The 14,211-nt window shown below is 46.2% G+C and carries 14 protein-coding genes; 9 read left to right on the top strand and 5 right to left on the bottom strand.

Going from position 1 to position 14,211, the window contains the following annotated elements; all coding sequences use genetic code 11:
• Positions 1 to 334 precede the first annotated feature (334 nt).
• The 7 genes from JJQ88_RS12265 (at position 335) to arcC (ending at position 8,964) form a co-directional block, all read left to right on the top strand.
• Entirely contained in the window at positions 335 to 2,080 is a 1,746-nt protein-coding gene (locus tag JJQ88_RS12265) for an alkaline phosphatase D family protein (protein WP_210366189.1), read from the top strand.
• A 433-nt stretch (positions 2,081 to 2,513) separates the two neighbouring features.
• Positions 2,514 to 2,969 (top strand): arginine repressor, encoded by a 456-nt coding sequence (gene argR, locus JJQ88_RS12260; protein WP_210366188.1) that lies wholly within the window; start codon positions 2,514 to 2,516, stop codon positions 2,967 to 2,969.
• 27 nt (positions 2,970 to 2,996) lie between these two features.
• Entirely contained in the window at positions 2,997 to 3,695 is a 699-nt protein-coding gene (locus JJQ88_RS12255) for a Crp/Fnr family transcriptional regulator (RefSeq protein WP_210366187.1), read from the top strand.
• A gap of 408 nt (positions 3,696 to 4,103) precedes the next feature.
• Positions 4,104 to 5,390 carry an arginine deiminase gene (gene arcA, locus JJQ88_RS12250; RefSeq protein WP_210366186.1) on the top strand — a complete coding sequence of 429 codons (1,287 nt, stop codon included), beginning with the start codon at positions 4,104 to 4,106 and terminating at the stop codon, positions 5,388 to 5,390.
• A gap of 27 nt (positions 5,391 to 5,417) precedes the next feature.
• Positions 5,418 to 6,428 carry an ornithine carbamoyltransferase gene (gene argF, locus JJQ88_RS12245; RefSeq protein ID WP_210366185.1) on the top strand — a complete coding sequence of 337 codons (1,011 nt, stop codon included), beginning with the start codon at positions 5,418 to 5,420 and terminating at the stop codon, positions 6,426 to 6,428.
• Between the two features lie 82 nt (positions 6,429 to 6,510).
• Positions 6,511 to 7,926, top strand: coding sequence for an arginine-ornithine antiporter (gene arcD, locus JJQ88_RS12240; protein WP_210366184.1), 1,416 nt, complete (start codon positions 6,511 to 6,513; stop codon positions 7,924 to 7,926).
• Positions 7,927 to 8,001: 75 nt separating this feature from the next.
• Entirely contained in the window at positions 8,002 to 8,964 is a 963-nt protein-coding gene (arcC, locus tag JJQ88_RS12235; protein WP_210366183.1) for a carbamate kinase, read from the top strand.
• A 442-nt stretch (positions 8,965 to 9,406) separates the two neighbouring features.
• Here the strand turns inward: arcC and JJQ88_RS12230 are convergent, their stop codons facing one another.
• The 3 genes from JJQ88_RS12230 to JJQ88_RS12220 all read right to left on the bottom strand — a co-directional run bounded on the left by JJQ88_RS12230 (position 9,407) and on the right by JJQ88_RS12220 (position 10,090).
• Positions 9,407 to 9,550, bottom strand: a complete 144-nt coding sequence (locus JJQ88_RS12230) for a YvrJ family protein (RefSeq protein ID WP_210366182.1) — start codon at positions 9,548 to 9,550, stop codon at positions 9,407 to 9,409.
• 65 nt (positions 9,551 to 9,615) lie between these two features.
• A complete protein-coding gene (locus JJQ88_RS12225) occupies positions 9,616 to 9,834 on the bottom strand; it encodes a DUF2922 domain-containing protein (protein ID WP_210366181.1) in 219 nt (72 codons plus the stop codon).
• A 37-nt stretch (positions 9,835 to 9,871) separates the two neighbouring features.
• Entirely contained in the window at positions 9,872 to 10,090 is a 219-nt protein-coding gene (locus JJQ88_RS12220; RefSeq protein WP_246861130.1) for a DUF1659 domain-containing protein, read from the bottom strand.
• 174 nt (positions 10,091 to 10,264) lie between these two features.
• On the opposite strand from JJQ88_RS12220, the gene JJQ88_RS12215 reads away from it, so the two are divergent.
• Together JJQ88_RS12215 and JJQ88_RS12210 are read left to right on the top strand one after the other, a co-directional pair.
• Entirely contained in the window at positions 10,265 to 10,960 is a 696-nt protein-coding gene (locus tag JJQ88_RS12215; RefSeq protein ID WP_210366180.1) for an N-acetylmuramoyl-L-alanine amidase, read from the top strand.
• A gap of 530 nt (positions 10,961 to 11,490) precedes the next feature.
• Positions 11,491 to 12,174, top strand: a complete 684-nt coding sequence (locus tag JJQ88_RS12210; protein WP_210366179.1) for a SurA N-terminal domain-containing protein — start codon at positions 11,491 to 11,493, stop codon at positions 12,172 to 12,174.
• Between the two features lie 90 nt (positions 12,175 to 12,264).
• Here JJQ88_RS12210 and JJQ88_RS12205 read toward each other — a convergent pair whose 3' ends face one another.
• Both JJQ88_RS12205 and JJQ88_RS12200 read right to left on the bottom strand, forming a co-directional pair.
• Positions 12,265 to 13,191, bottom strand: a complete 927-nt coding sequence (locus JJQ88_RS12205; protein ID WP_210366178.1) for a peptide ABC transporter permease — start codon at positions 13,189 to 13,191, stop codon at positions 12,265 to 12,267.
• A gap of 18 nt (positions 13,192 to 13,209) precedes the next feature.
• The gene (locus tag JJQ88_RS12200) at positions 13,210 to 14,058 is read right to left on the bottom strand and encodes an ABC transporter permease subunit (protein WP_210366177.1); all 849 of its coding nucleotides are present in this window, start codon (positions 14,056 to 14,058) and stop codon (positions 13,210 to 13,212) included.
• Positions 14,059 to 14,211: the final 153 nt, after the last annotated feature.

The raw sequence follows: 14,211 nt of genomic DNA, 5'->3' as shown, positions 1-14,211 counted from the left end.
TTTGCCGACAGGAGAAGCAGCCAGGCTGTTCCATCTAAAGTTGTGAAGCATCGATAGTTTGGCAGGAAGGTTCCTTCCCACTCACTTTGTAATTTTTACATAAAGGAAAAGTTAAAAAAACCAGGCTGAAAAGACTATGAAAATCTCCGCGATTTTTCCATCGGCATAGGAATCTATTGGTTGAACCAATCCTCCCATCCCACAATGCCTGATAAAAAAGGCTTACTCAAACCCCGATGATCAGTTTATGCGTTTACATACTTTTACACGGAATTAAAACTAGCAATCTATAATCGACCCGGAAAGGAAAATTAATCTGAGAGGGGAAAAAATCATGAAATTTGAGACGCCTTTTGATGATTTGTTCAGGAAGTTTGATCAGGACACTTTCAGGAAGAACATGGACCGCAGAAGCTTTTTGAATGGTGCGGGTAAATTTGCAGGGATGTCCCTTGGGCTAGCGATTGCTTCATCCCTTGGCGGCTTCAAAGTGGAGGCGGCTCCGGTGTTCAGCAACTATCCATTCACCCTTGGAGTTTCTTCCGGTGACCCGCTTTCGGACAGTGTCGTCCTTTGGACACGGCTTGCACCCGATCCATTGAATGGCGGCGGGATGCCAGCCCATCTCGTTCCTGTCAATTGGGAGCTTGCGTCCGATATGCATTTCCGCCGGGTCATCAAGCGGGGGACCGAGCATGCTTCACCGAGCCTTGCGCATTCCATCCATGTAGAAGTGACGGGCCTGAAGCCAAACACTGTATATTTTTACCGATTCAAAGCCGGGAACGAAATCAGCCCTGTCGGCAAAACGAAGACCCTTCCTGCAGCTGGGGCCGATGTTGCCAGCATGACATTCGCCTTCGCTTCCTGCCAGCAATTTGAGCATGGATATTATACCGCTTATAAGCATATGGCAAAAGAGGATCTCGACCTTGTTTTCCACCTTGGCGATTACATATATGAATATGGAGCGAACGAGTATCTCTCACCAACTGGAAATGTCCGTACCCATAAGGGCCAGGAAATCATCACCCTAGATGATTACCGGAACCGCTTTGCCCAGTATCGTTCAGATGAAGACCTGAAGGCTGCCCATGCTGCTTTTCCATGGGTCGTAACCTGGGATGACCATGAAGTAGAAAACAACTATGCGAATATCATTCCTGAAAAAGGCCAATCAGTTGAAGAATTCGTCAAGAGGAGGGCAGCGGCCTATCAAGCTTATTACGAGCACATGCCGCTCCGCAAGGCGTCATTGCCAAACAATGGCGGGATGCAATTGTATCGCGATTTCGCCTATGGGAATCTGGCGAACTTCTATGTCCTTGATTCACGGCAGTACCGCGATGACCAGGCGAATGGCGATAAATCCTCCCCTCAGACGCCGGAATCGCTGGATCCTAAACGTACCCTCCTTGGTACAGAACAGGAAGACTGGCTGCATGACCATCTGGAAAAGTCAGCTGCCCACTGGAACGTCCTGGCGCAGCAAATCTTCTTTGCCCAGCGGAACTTCGGGACAAGCACAGCTCCTAGATTCAGCATGGATTCATGGGATGGGTACCCGGCTGCGCGTCAGCGGCTCACGGATTTCATCACAGAGAAAGAACTCAATAATATGATTGTCCTGACCGGCGATGTCCACGCAAGCTGGGCTGCAAACCTGACGACTGATTATAACGACCCGGAAGCCCCGATCTTTGGCGCGGAATTTGTCGGCACGTCGATTACCTCAGGCGGGAACGGGTCGGATGTGCGCGCGGACACAGAGAAGGTATTGAGGGAAAACCCGCATATCCAGTTCTTTAACAATTTCCGCGGCTATGTGCGCTGCCAGGTGACCCCGGAGCAGTGGCGCGCTGATTATCGGGTTGTCCCATACGTGACAAAGCCAGGCGCGGATATCTCAACGAGAGCATCGTTCGTTTATGAAAAAGAAGCTTCAGGACTGAAAGAGGTGGCTTCAACGGCCGTGCCGACGGGTGTCCAAATGTCTGCCGAGGTGGAGGAAGACCGCCATCGTGCCCACAGCCGCGCTCACCAGAAGCAGAAAGAGAAACGCGGTGCGGTCCTTAACTAGATTGGAAGTCCGGTAAACTAGCGTTCATTTTACCCGGGCAAAAATACAGGAAAGAATGGCAGACTTTTAAATGAGTCTGCCATTCCTATATATACTTTGATTGGATATTTTGTGTGAGTCCGTCCGTGGACTTTTCCGAATGTAAAAGGAAGACCGCCAGGCAGCGGCGAAGACGAAGGAAATGAAGTCAAATCTTGTTTTTTCAGCCATTCCGCATAGACTGCGGGACGGCTGTTTATTTTTTCAGGCATTCCTTTTCCCGGTGCAGGCCGAAATGCTTTCCGGATTGAGCAATCAAAAAAACAGGTCCTGGTTTCCGTATTGCACCGTAGGCTCATGAACAGCGATTCAATTGTTCATGATTTGTCCATACCAATTTTATACAATTTTTCCTATGATGAACTAGAGGAAACCTTTTGAAGAGGGGATTACCATGAATAAAGATTTGCGCTTGCAGCTGATCACACAGCTTATTACAGAGCAGGAGGTCAGGACGCAGGAAGAGCTTGTGGAGCTATTGTTCGAGAAAGGGCTGAATGTCACTCAGGCAACCGTGTCAAGGGACATTCACGAGTTGGGGCTGATCAAGCTTCCTTCCAGGGATGGGCGGCTGAGGTACAGTGTGAATGTGGATAACGACTGGCTCGTATCCGAGAAGCTGAGGCATAAAATGGGTTATGCCTTGACCAGTATGGAACTGATCAATTACTTCATTATCATTAAGACATTGCCAGGTCATGCCCATGCGTTTGGCGCCCTTCTTGATTCCATCGAACTTGATGGAAAGGCAGGGACAATCTGCGGGAACGATACCTGCCTGATCATCTGCCGTTCGCCTGGGGATGCCAATCAAATAAAGGAGCAACTGGATTTACTGTATCGACGGTGATCATGATTTGCGAAAGGAGAGAAAGTCATGGATTCGCTGATGGTCAACATGGATTTCCTTGCCGATTTGGAGCAATTCGAGGTGTTTTCTAACCTGTCTGCAAAAAAAATGAAAGAATACCTTCCTTCCTTTTACTTCCGATCATATAAGAAGAACCAGGTTCTTTATATGCAGGGAGATCCCCGCGACAAAATCTTTTTCCTGCTCGATGGGTATGTGATGTTCGAACGGAGCAGCGAAGAAGGAAATATGCTTTATTTGGATTTTATTAAAAAAAATCAAATGTTCCCGTATGGCGGAATCTTTAAGGACGAGGTCTATAAGGATTCTGCCATTGCTCTCACAGACGTGTATCTCTATTTCATTCAGGCAAGTGTCCTTGAAGAACTGCTTAAATCCCAACCGAAAGCTTTGCTGCATATCATTGCGAAGCTTTCCGATATTTTGACACTTCATCAAAGGCGGGTGCAGCAGATCCTTCTCCCTCACTCCACCGATCGGGTCCTCCAATCCCTTCACTTTTTAATGGACGATCTTGGCGAGAAGCATGGCGGGGAAATTGTCATTCCATGTCCATTGACGGCTGCCTGCATTTCGAAAATTTCCGGCACCACCCGGGAGACGGTAAGCTTATTGATGAACGAACTCAAAAGAGCTGGAATCATCTCAGTCGAATCAAAAATCATCACTGTCCATCAGCCGGATTATTTCAGGAATATCAAATAGGACGATCAAAAGAAGCTTTCAAAAGGTCATCGTTTGACCTCTTGAAAGCTTCTTTTCCATTTTATAATAGCTCATTCCCTTCAAAAGACTGGCCAGGAGGACAGATTCTATTACCCAATTGATAGGATCCTGCCTTGCAAGCGAAAACAACATGAACGAATGAATTTTCTTAATTTTAGAACATTATTTGTGAACTTTCTTTGACATCCATTGAATATGCGATGCTGTCTGATAAAATCCATCCTTATTCATGAATGTATTCATAATTATGCAATTGGATTAGGGACAGTCAGTAAAAAAGTGTAAGCATTATTACATTTGCAGTGTAAGGGAACTAACAAAAGAAAGGGTATTCATCGCTTAGAATGAAGGTGTAGCAAGGATTCAATAAAGAAGGAGGAAAAGAAGATGAGCGGTATTTTGGTAAATGCAAAACAGGCGGAGCCACAGAACCAGTTAAAGCACCCGATCCATGTCACATCGGAAATCGGCACGTTGAGAACCATTGTGCTCAAGCGGCCTGGAAAGGAAGTCGAAAACCTGACACCTGAATATCTGCAAAGACTTTTATTCGATGATATTCCTTACTTGCCAATCATCCAGAGGGAGCATGACTATTTTGCCGAGACATTAAAAAATAGAGGCATAGAAGTTCTATACCTCGAGAAATTGGTCGTTGAGACCTTAAGCAAACCAGAAATAAAAAAACAATTTGTCGATGATATTTTACGAGAAAGCAAAGCCAATGTCAATGGGGCTGCCAACGTGTTAAGGGATTACCTACTCTCATTCCCTACTCCGGAAATGGTAGACAAAGTCATGAGCGGAGTCCTGAAACGGGAGATTGAGCCGAGCAAGAAAACGCATCTATACGAGTTGATGGATGATCATTATCCATTCTACCTGGATCCGATGCCAAACCTGTATTTCACCCGTGACCCGGCAGCAAGCATCGGGAACGGATTATCGATCAACCGGATGCGGGAACCAGCGCGTCGGCGCGAATCGTTGTTCATGCAGTACATCATCAAGCATCACCCACGGTTTGCGGGCCATGATCTGGATATCTGGCTGGACCGGGACTATGGATTCCCGATTGAAGGCGGGGATGAACTTGTTCTCAGTGAAGAAGTCATCGCAATCGGCGTCTCTGCCCGTACTTCTGCAAGGGCAATTGAAAAACTCGCGCTTAATCTGTTTAAAAAGCAAGATTCCATCAAGAAAGTCGTAGCTGTCGAGATTCCAAAGAGAAGGGCGTTCATGCACCTGGATACAGTCTTCACAATGGTGGATTACGATAAGTTCACGATTCACCCGGCGATTCAAGGGCCGAAGGATTTCATGAATATCTATATCCTTGAGAAAGGCCCGGATGAGGAGCATGTGAACATCTCCCATCGGACAAACCTGAAGGAAACCTTGCAGGAAGTCCTTGGACTGGATGAAATCGTCTTGATCCCATGCGGCGGCGGTGATGAAATCGCAGCTTCGCGGGAACAGTGGAACGATGGTTCCAATACACTCGCCATTGCGCCAGGCGTGGCCGTAACGTATGACAGGAACTATGTTTCGAATGAATTGTTGCGTTCGCACGGAATCGAAGTGATTGAAGTCTTAAGCTCCGAACTGTCGCGGGGACGGGGAGGCCCACGCTGCATGAGCATGCCGATCGTCCGTGAGGATTTGAAAAAATAAATTTTTGAATGCAAAGGAGAGGTCCATATGCAGACAGTCAACATCCCCAAATTACATGGTAAAAGCTTTCTTGCGGAAAAGGATTTTACAAAAGAAGAATTTATGTATTTGATTGACTTCGCTTTCCGGTTGAAGGAGGAAAAAAAGAGCGGTATCCAGCATCGGTACCTTGAAGGGAAAAATATTGCCCTCCTTTTTGAGAAGCCATCCACACGGACACGCTGTGCTTTCACCGTCGCTTGTACCGATTTAGGGGCACATCCTGAATATTTGGGAAAAGACGATATCCAGCTGGGCAAAAAAGAATCAATCGAAGATACAGCAAAAGTATTGGGACGCATGTTCGATGGCATTGAATTCCGGGGTTTCGAACATAAAAAAGTCGAGATGCTTGCGGAGCATTCAGGCGTCCCTGTCTGGAATGGCCTTACAGATTTATGGCACCCAACCCAGACGCTGGCAGACCTTTTGACTGTAAAAGAAAACTTCGGCAGGCTGGAGGGCATCAGGCTTGTGTATGTGGGCGATGGCCGCAATAATGTCGCGAACAGCCTGCTCGTGGGAGGCGCGCTAGTTGGAATGGATGTCCGCATCTGCGCACCGGAATCCCTGTTCCCGGCGCCTGAAGTCGTTGAATTGGCTGAAGGCTTTGCCAGGGAATCAGGCGGGCGGGTGACTATCACAAGCGATGTCCTGAAAGGTGTCGCTGGAGCGGATGCGATTTATACAGATGTATGGGTATCCATGGGGGAAGAAGATAAATTCGCCGAGCGGATCAAGCTTTTATCCCCTTATCAGGTAACAATGGAAATGATCAAGAAAACGGGAAATGACAATGTGATTTTCCTTCACTGTCTGCCTGCATTCCATGATCTTGAAACTTCATACGGAAGGCAAACATTTGAAAAACATGGTCTGCCAGAAATGGAAGTAACGGATGAAGTCTTCCGCAGCAAGCATTCAAAAGTATTTGACCAGGCCGAGAACAGGATGCATACAATCAAGGCAGTCATGGCCGCAACACTAGGAAATATTTAATCATGCAGCAAGGGAGGGGCTTCTTTCTCCCTTCCTTGTTCATTCATTCCCAATTCCAATCCATATGGAGGAGTGAGGTAAAATGGCTGGTGGCAAAAAATTAGGGCTATTTTCATTGATCGCGATTGTCGTCGGTTCGATGATTGGCGGCGGTGCTTTTAACCTGGCCACTGATATGGCGGCAGGGGCATCGGCAGGCGCGATCATCATTGGCTGGCTGATTACTGGTATCGGAATGATTGCCCTCGGACTCAGTTTCCAGAACTTAACCGATAAACGGCCAGATCTTGACGGAGGGATCTTCAGTTATGCAACAGAAGGCTTCGGGAAGTTCATGGGCTTTAATAGTGCCTGGGGCTACTGGTTCTCAGCCTGGCTGGGAAATGTGGCATACGCAACGCTGGTGTTTTCATCGATAGGCTATTTCTTCCCTGTTTTTGAGGGCGGCCAAAACGTGGCATCGATCATCGGAGCCAGCTTTATGCTCTGGATGGTCCACATGCTTATCCTCCGCGGTGTGCAGTCTGCGGCCTTGGTCAACCTGATCACTACGATCGCGAAGCTTGTGCCAATTTTCTTGTTCATCATAATCGGAATCTTCGCATTTCATTTTGATACCTTTACGGCTAACTTTTGGGGAACTGGCGGCGGATTCGAATTCTCCGGTGTCATGACACAGGTGAAAAGCACGATGCTTGTAACGCTCTGGGTGTTCATCGGGATTGAAGGGGCAGTCGTCCTCTCAAGCCGCGCAAAGGATAAGAAAGATGTCGGGAAAGCAACAATCATCGGTTTGCTTGGAACCCTGGTCATTTACATCCTGATTTCCGTCATGAGCATCGGGATCATGGGCAATCCTGAGGTGGCAAAGCTCGGCAACCCTTCAATGGCTTATGTATTTGAGAGTGTCGTAGGAAAGTGGGGAGCGACCGTTATTAATGCCGGCCTGATCGTTTCTGTTCTTGGGGCGTGGCTTGGATGGACCTTGCTGGCCTCAGAGATTCCTTACCTGGCAGGAAAAAGCGGATTATTCCCTAAATGGTTTGCGAAAGTGAATAAAAACGGAGCGCCGGTCAATTCCCTTTGGCTTACCAATGGTTTCATACAAGTATTCCTGATCACCTTCCTGTTTACTGAGAAAGCTTACAACTTTGCCTTCTCGCTTGCCTCATCAGCGATATTGATCCCGTATGCATTTTCGGCTTTCTATCAACTCAAATACTCGATCCAGACCAGTTACCAAGACAGGGCTAAAAATATCATCGTCGGGTTGGTCGCGAGCGTTTACAGCGTGTGGATGATCTATGCGGCCGGAATGGGCTATCTGTTATTGACGATGCTTCTCTATGTGCCTGGCATTCTCGTATTCAGGCGGATCCAAAAAGAGTCGAATGTCGAGCATCCATTCAAAAGGGGGGAATTCGCGACAGCCCTTGGATTTACGGTATTGGCGGTCATTGCGATTTATCAGCTGGCAGCCGGCATCTTAACGATTTAACAGTATTCGGTTATGACCATACAAAGGTGGAGGAACTTTGGCCTCTATTGACTATCGGATCGGAGGTTCATCATAATGAAGAGGAAAAAAGTAGTCATTGCTTTAGGGGGCAATGCCATTCAGTCAGGCGACGCTACGGCGGAAGCCCAGCAGCTGGCGCTTGAAGAAACTGCGAGGCAGCTTGCTGATTTTATCGAACAGGGAATAGACATTATCATCTCACACGGCAATGGTCCCCAGGTGGGGAATATCCTGCTGCAACAGGCAGCGGCGGATTCAACGAAGAACCCTGCGATGCCGCTTGATACCTGCGGGGCAATGAGCCAAGGGATGATTGGCTATTGGATGCAAAATGCGATGGATAAGGTATTGAAAGAAAGAGGCATCTTTAAAAATGTGGTCACGGTCATTACAAGGGTGATTGTCGATCAGGACGATCCGGCGTTCGCTAATCCAACCAAGCCAATCGGACCTTTTTACAGTGAAGAAGAAGCCAGGAAGCTTAGCGAAGAAACGTGCAGCATCTACAAAGAGGATGCAGGGCGGGGATGGAGGCGGGTCGTTCCATCGCCAAAACCGGTAAGCATCAAGGAGCATGATGTCATCAACACACTTGTCGAGCAAGGAAATATTGTCATTGCTGTAGGGGGCGGAGGCATTCCGGTTGTCGAGACGGCCGAAGGATTACAGGGGGTTGAAGCAGTCATTGATAAAGACTTTGCTTCTGAAAAGCTGGCAGAACTCGTCAATGCGGATGCTTTGATCATCTTGACCGCAGTTGACCATGTGTATATTGACTTTAACAAACCAACCCAGAGGAAATTGAGCGATGTGTCAATCGCAGAACTAGAATCCTATATTGCCAGCGGGCAATTCGCGCCGGGAAGCATGCTTCCAAAAGTAGAAGCAGCCATCAGCTTTGCCAGAACCCATCCAGACCACAAGACGATCATCACATCATTGGAACAAGCGCAAAACGCCCTCTACGCCAGGGCAGGGACGATTGTCACCATGGACACAGCTTCGATTGCCCACTAGGAACAGAAGCAGGACAAAAAGGAAGAACCATCCACTTTTTCACATGTGGATGGTTTTTATTTCACGGCTTTGTTAAAGACCAGTGTTGATTTTTGAATACTTGCTGGCTGGAGCGGAAGGCACGCAGACTCCTCGAAGATGCTAACGCATTTCCTTCGTGCGTGGGCAAACTCGAGAGAGCCCATTCAGTGTCCAGCGGGAATAGGGGCAGGGGAGACCCCGGAGGCGCAAAGCGCCGAGGAGGCATCCCCGCACGTCCGCGGAAAACGGCCGACTAAAACCGCCGCGTCCTGCGGCAAAGTCAGCACTAGGACTTCCTGTCCATCGAAGTGCCTGGAGTGGAAATCAATAGTTAAATTTCTCAGGGCCTATTTCAAAAGCTGCTGCATGTTATTAAGCGACTTAAACAAATATTCATACAATAAATCCTTTGCGGATCTGGTCACGCTTTTTCCTGCATTCTCGCTGGCAGGCTTTGGATCGATTGGACAACGGTATCGAGCTTCGCCTCAATCCGGTGAAGCAAGTAAAGTGTCACGACGATTGGGAACCCTACCTCGCTGATGAAGGGAATCAGCTGCTCCATTTTTTGTACCTCCTCTCATTGTTATGGAAAAAGCCGGTGCCAATCAGGCAACCGGCTTACACTCATTACACAAGTTCGTATTCAGTCACGCTGCGATCGATGACACGGGCACGGCCAACGGCCACAAGTGCGCCAGACCTGGTCTGGAATACGCTGGACGCGATGATTTGCTCCATTGCCAGCTTGACAGCCGCTGGATCAATCGGTTCCTTCGGGTTATCCACTGTAAGCTTCGCGTTCTTGCCAAGGTCAGTGGCAAACTCCAATTCAAGCGTCTTTGCCATGTTTTTTCACCTCCTGTCAGATTATTTCGAGCCAAGATTAAATGATTTCGAAGTTCTCGGAACGTTCAATCGCTCCCAGCGGAAGGGTGCTAAGGCTTCCAAGAGCATCCGCAGCCTGCTTGACCTGATCCACAGTCGCCTCATTCTTCACATAGGCGTAAGTCTTGCTCTTGTAGACCGGCCTTCCAAGCTCATCGACTCCAGTCTCGAACTTCAGCTTCATGCTTGATTGCTTAAAAACTTCCATCGCCATCATCTCTCACCTCCTCTCACCACCTATATACAAGCGAAGAGATAAAAAAGACAGGCAGAAGAGAAAAAAGGGAGCAACTTGTAACGAAAGGGATATTAAAATCATAAAAAGGAATCCTGGCCAGTGAACAGAATTATTATAAGAAGATTTATACGATGGCAATTTAGGGGAATGACGATGAAAAAGAGCGGAATGGCAGTCTTTGTGTTTTTGATCATTTTGATGGCCGGGTGCGAGTCCAGGGGCGCAGTGACAAAAACGCAACCCGAAAAAGCAAAGGTTGCCCCGGCAATGGTCCAGATTCCTGTAGTGAAAGATTTCTTGCCGAAATTTCATTTTGAACGCCGCCAGGAGACCAAAACCCATGTGGTGCTCCATTTTAGCAGCAATGCGGCAATGAATCTTGAAAATCCATATATTTACGAAGAAATCAGGAAAATTTTCGTGGAATATAATGTTTCTCCACACTATTTAATAGACCGGGATGGTATTATTTATTTCTTATTGCCCGAAAATAGGGTGGCTAGACATTCTGGCAAGGGGGAGTTGACAGGATATCCTGGATACAAAGACCGGCTGAATGATTTTTCAATCGGGATTGAACTGATGGCAATCGGAACAGAACTCGAAATGCAATCAATCATTTCTTCGGAAGACTATAAAAAGATCCCTGAACATCATATCGGGTATACAGAAGCCCAGTACACCGCCCTGAATGCATTACTTGATGACATCCTTACCAGAAACAAAAACATCAAAAGGGACCGAAAACATATAGTGGGACATAACCAATACGCCCCAACCCGAAAAACAGACCCAGGCACCCTATTCGACTGGACCAGAATATTGAAGAAAGCGGACGGTTCGGATTAAGTGAAAAACTAGCTTTTTTCATAAAATTTTATTACGCATCTAAAAAAGTAGGGAAAATCCCTTTTATTAAACAAATTTGCAGAAAAAAAAGAGGATACGATCTTTGCTATCCTCTTTAAGCTACAGTTATAGCGCCAGTTTTGATTGTATGGACACGATACTAGGCCATGCCTGCTGGCTAGGGATAGTCCGTGAAACCTCTTGAGTCTTCGCGTTTTTTCCTTCGATGGTTGTTCGCTTTTGATATTTTTGTTTGTTGGTATTTTTAGAGGATGCTGACCCTTCCCTTTGCTATTAACATGCTCCACAATTGCCTAGCCATCTATTAATCTGGAACAACCACAGCTTATCCGATATCACTTCATTATTTACCGGCATTTTTTTACACAAAATAGCACAATGGCGGCCAAATGAAAGTGAGAATAGTTATAAGGAGCAACGGGCAGCCTGATGAATTTTGTTTACAGCAACCCATCGGAACAGATAATATTACATATGATTGAACGATTTATAAAAGGAGATATCTCAGAATGAAGCGGATGATGAAAAGGGTTTTTGCAATGAGCATGGCTTTACTGGTACTAGGAGCCTGCAGTAAAGAGATCACAAATGATAAAGCTGTGCAAAAGGATAAAAAAGAAGAGTTAGTGGCAATCATCAATAGCGAGGGAATTACAAAAACAGAATATGAGGCTCAATTGGAATCAGCTCAACAACAGGGCCTGTCTTTTGAGGGCATGGACAAGAAAATGCAGGATAAAATGAGAATGTCGATTTTGAACCAGATGGTCAATGCCGAGCTGCTGTTACAATCAGCCGAGAAAGAAGGCGTAGAACTTGATCAGAAGGATCTTGATGCCGAGATGGAAAAGATCAAATCTGGGTTTGAAAACAAAAAGGAGTACAAAGAAGCGTTAAAGAAGAACTTATTAACCGAGGATGAACTGAAGAGCCAGGTGAAAAAGCAAATGCTCGTGACGAAGTACATTGACAGCAAGGTTGGAAAAATCAGTGTCGATGAAACCGAAATCAAAAAAATGTACGAAGAATACAAAAAAGAAACGGAAGGCTTGGACCAGGCGCCAAAAAAATACAAAGAAGTTAAGCCACAGCTGCAGCAGCAGATGATTGCCAAAAAGAAAGACGAAAAAGCAACAAAGCTAATTGAAGTTCTCAGAAAAGAGAATGAAAAGAATATTGAGATCAGGCTTTAAAAGATTTTAATAAGAATAATAAAGAAAAACAGCGAGCGTGATGATATCACGCTGCTTTTTTCTTTTCTGGAGAATCGTCACCGTGAAAACTTACCTACTCTTCCGCAGATTATCTTTTGTGTTGAAAAACTCTTTCAATGACTGATTGATCATGGCGACGCTGATGGCTGTAAGGATGAAGAATAGGATCGGGACATAGACGATCCACTCACGGGTGAGCATGAATCTTTTGTTTAGGCCGATTAGGCCGGCCCATTCATGGGTTACCGATGTTGGAGGGCCGCCGTCGCCCATGATGGTACCGCCGAACAGGACGAGCAGCACGCCAAGGTGGACGAGCAGGGTGAGCACCTGCAGGAACTGCTGGCCGAACATCAGTATCCATTCTTCATACAATTGCGGAAGGATGTGCTTGAAATAGATATGCCTCTTGCTTCCGCCCATCACGATGGCCGATTCAATGAACTCTTCCTGCCACACCCGCCGTTTTTGCTCAATGAGCTGCACGGTAAGGGACGGCAGGGCAACGGCGATCAAGATGACGAATTCATAAAAAGCCCTTACCCAGAATGGGTGATGGAAGCCATCCATCGTATACATGATAACTGTTCTTAGCAGGAAGTATGCGATCAGCGTCTGCGGGAAGAACGACAGCGGTTCAGCCACGGTTTTGATCCATTTAAAAACGGACTCCGGAACCCGGAACAGGAAATAGCTAAGCCCGATTGAAAACAGCATCCGGAAAAATGCCACAATCAAAACAATGCCGATCGAATACTTTGCGCCCTCGATCACGGTATGGAGCATGTCATATCCGTACATGTCCGAACCAAACAAATAAACGTCGCCGGGCGGATAGGGCGGAGCTTTCTCCAGTTCACCTTTTTCATCATAGACAAGGAGAGTCTGGCGGATTTTCCCATCATTGAAAATCGTGTTGGATATGCTGAGGAGCAGCAGAATCACCAGAAAGGAAGCCCCAATCAAGAATTTTTTCTTTTTCAATAATTTCCGCATCAAGATAACCTTCCAATCCTACCGTCTTAGCTCTATCAAGCGAAATAAGATGAAGAACGGCGTGAAAAATAAAATACAGGTGAACACAAAAAGGTCCACTGACATATTTTTAATGTTGAACAGCATCAGCCCGTCCAAGTTGAAGATATACTCAACCATTAAAAGGGTGGAAAGCATGATCCAGATAATCGTCTTGAAATGGCTGAGCAAATTGCCGATGATGTTGCGGATGACATGGATATTCAGCATGTACACATACGATAAACCTTTTGATTTGGCAAAAGTGACGTATGGTTTATCCAGCTCTTCGAATATTTTCAGTACAATCAATTGCGTCAAATAAAGAAACACCGGTAAACTCAGGCTGATGAGCGGGATGAGGACTGCCTGGTTTTCCGAACCAAGCGACACGGTTTGAGCCAATTTCACCCCGTATGCCTTATAAACCAGGATAATGGATGTCTGGAGCAGGAACATGACAACCACATCCGGTATGGACTGAATGATTTCAAACACACCCAGAATGGCATCTTTTCTTTTTTCGAAAAAAATAACGATGACATAAGAAAACAAGAATGCGAGAATCAAAGCCACAAGAAACGCAGTGGCCAGCGTAGTCATCGACAGGAGGAACCGGTCTCCGACGATCGGCAACAACGGCTTTTCGCCTCTGAATGTAGAATAAGTCAAATCGCTCATCGTCAAAATTTTAATGATCATAGATTTGACGGTGATAAAATAACCTTCGAAATCGTACGTCAAATCCCGCAGAAAAACCGGCAGGGCGCCGATCAGTATAAAAAGCAAGACCCCGATTATGTATTGCACAACAATCCTCATCAGCGGCAAAATTCCTAATTTGGTCATATTGGAACTCCTTGGAAATTAGTATGAATACATTATATTCTAAGTGTTTGATATTTTCTATTTTTATAGGAAACATAGGTAATGATTACGAATTTTTAGATGAAAGTGTGTCTTTTATAAGAATTTACAGTTTGAAAGGTAAATAAACTGTTA

Origin of the sequence: Bacillus sp. REN3, assembly GCF_017912555.1 — a bacterium.
Lineage (GTDB): Bacteria > Bacillota > Bacilli > Bacillales > Cytobacillaceae > Mesobacillus.
Note: the sequence above shows the minus strand (reverse complement) of the source record. Positions and strands in the feature narration are given on the sequence as shown.

Coding starts and splice junctions, on each gene's coding strand:
- arcC (WP_210366183.1), top strand. CDS start 8,002: ATGAAGAGGAAAAAAGTAGTCATTGCTTTAGGGGGCAATGCCATTCAG.
- JJQ88_RS12215 (WP_210366180.1), top strand. CDS start 10,265: ATGAAAAAGAGCGGAATGGCAGTCTTTGTGTTTTTGATCATTTTGATG.
- arcA (WP_210366186.1), top strand. CDS start 4,104: ATGAGCGGTATTTTGGTAAATGCAAAACAGGCGGAGCCACAGAACCAG.
- JJQ88_RS12255 (WP_210366187.1), top strand. CDS start 2,997: ATGGATTCGCTGATGGTCAACATGGATTTCCTTGCCGATTTGGAGCAA.
- argF (WP_210366185.1), top strand. CDS start 5,418: ATGCAGACAGTCAACATCCCCAAATTACATGGTAAAAGCTTTCTTGCG.
- arcD (WP_210366184.1), top strand. CDS start 6,511: ATGGCTGGTGGCAAAAAATTAGGGCTATTTTCATTGATCGCGATTGTC.
- JJQ88_RS12265 (WP_210366189.1), top strand. CDS start 335: ATGAAATTTGAGACGCCTTTTGATGATTTGTTCAGGAAGTTTGATCAG.
- JJQ88_RS12200 (WP_210366177.1), bottom strand. CDS start 14,058: ATGACCAAATTAGGAATTTTGCCGCTGATGAGGATTGTTGTGCAATAC.
- JJQ88_RS12210 (WP_210366179.1), top strand. CDS start 11,491: ATGAAGCGGATGATGAAAAGGGTTTTTGCAATGAGCATGGCTTTACTG.
- JJQ88_RS12230 (WP_210366182.1), bottom strand. CDS start 9,550: ATGGAGCAGCTGATTCCCTTCATCAGCGAGGTAGGGTTCCCAATCGTC.
- JJQ88_RS12220 (WP_246861130.1), bottom strand. CDS start 10,090: ATGATGGCGATGGAAGTTTTTAAGCAATCAAGCATGAAGCTGAAGTTC.
- JJQ88_RS12205 (WP_210366178.1), bottom strand. CDS start 13,191: ATGCGGAAATTATTGAAAAAGAAAAAATTCTTGATTGGGGCTTCCTTT.
- JJQ88_RS12225 (WP_210366181.1), bottom strand. CDS start 9,834: ATGGCAAAGACGCTTGAATTGGAGTTTGCCACTGACCTTGGCAAGAAC.
- argR (WP_210366188.1), top strand. CDS start 2,514: ATGAATAAAGATTTGCGCTTGCAGCTGATCACACAGCTTATTACAGAG.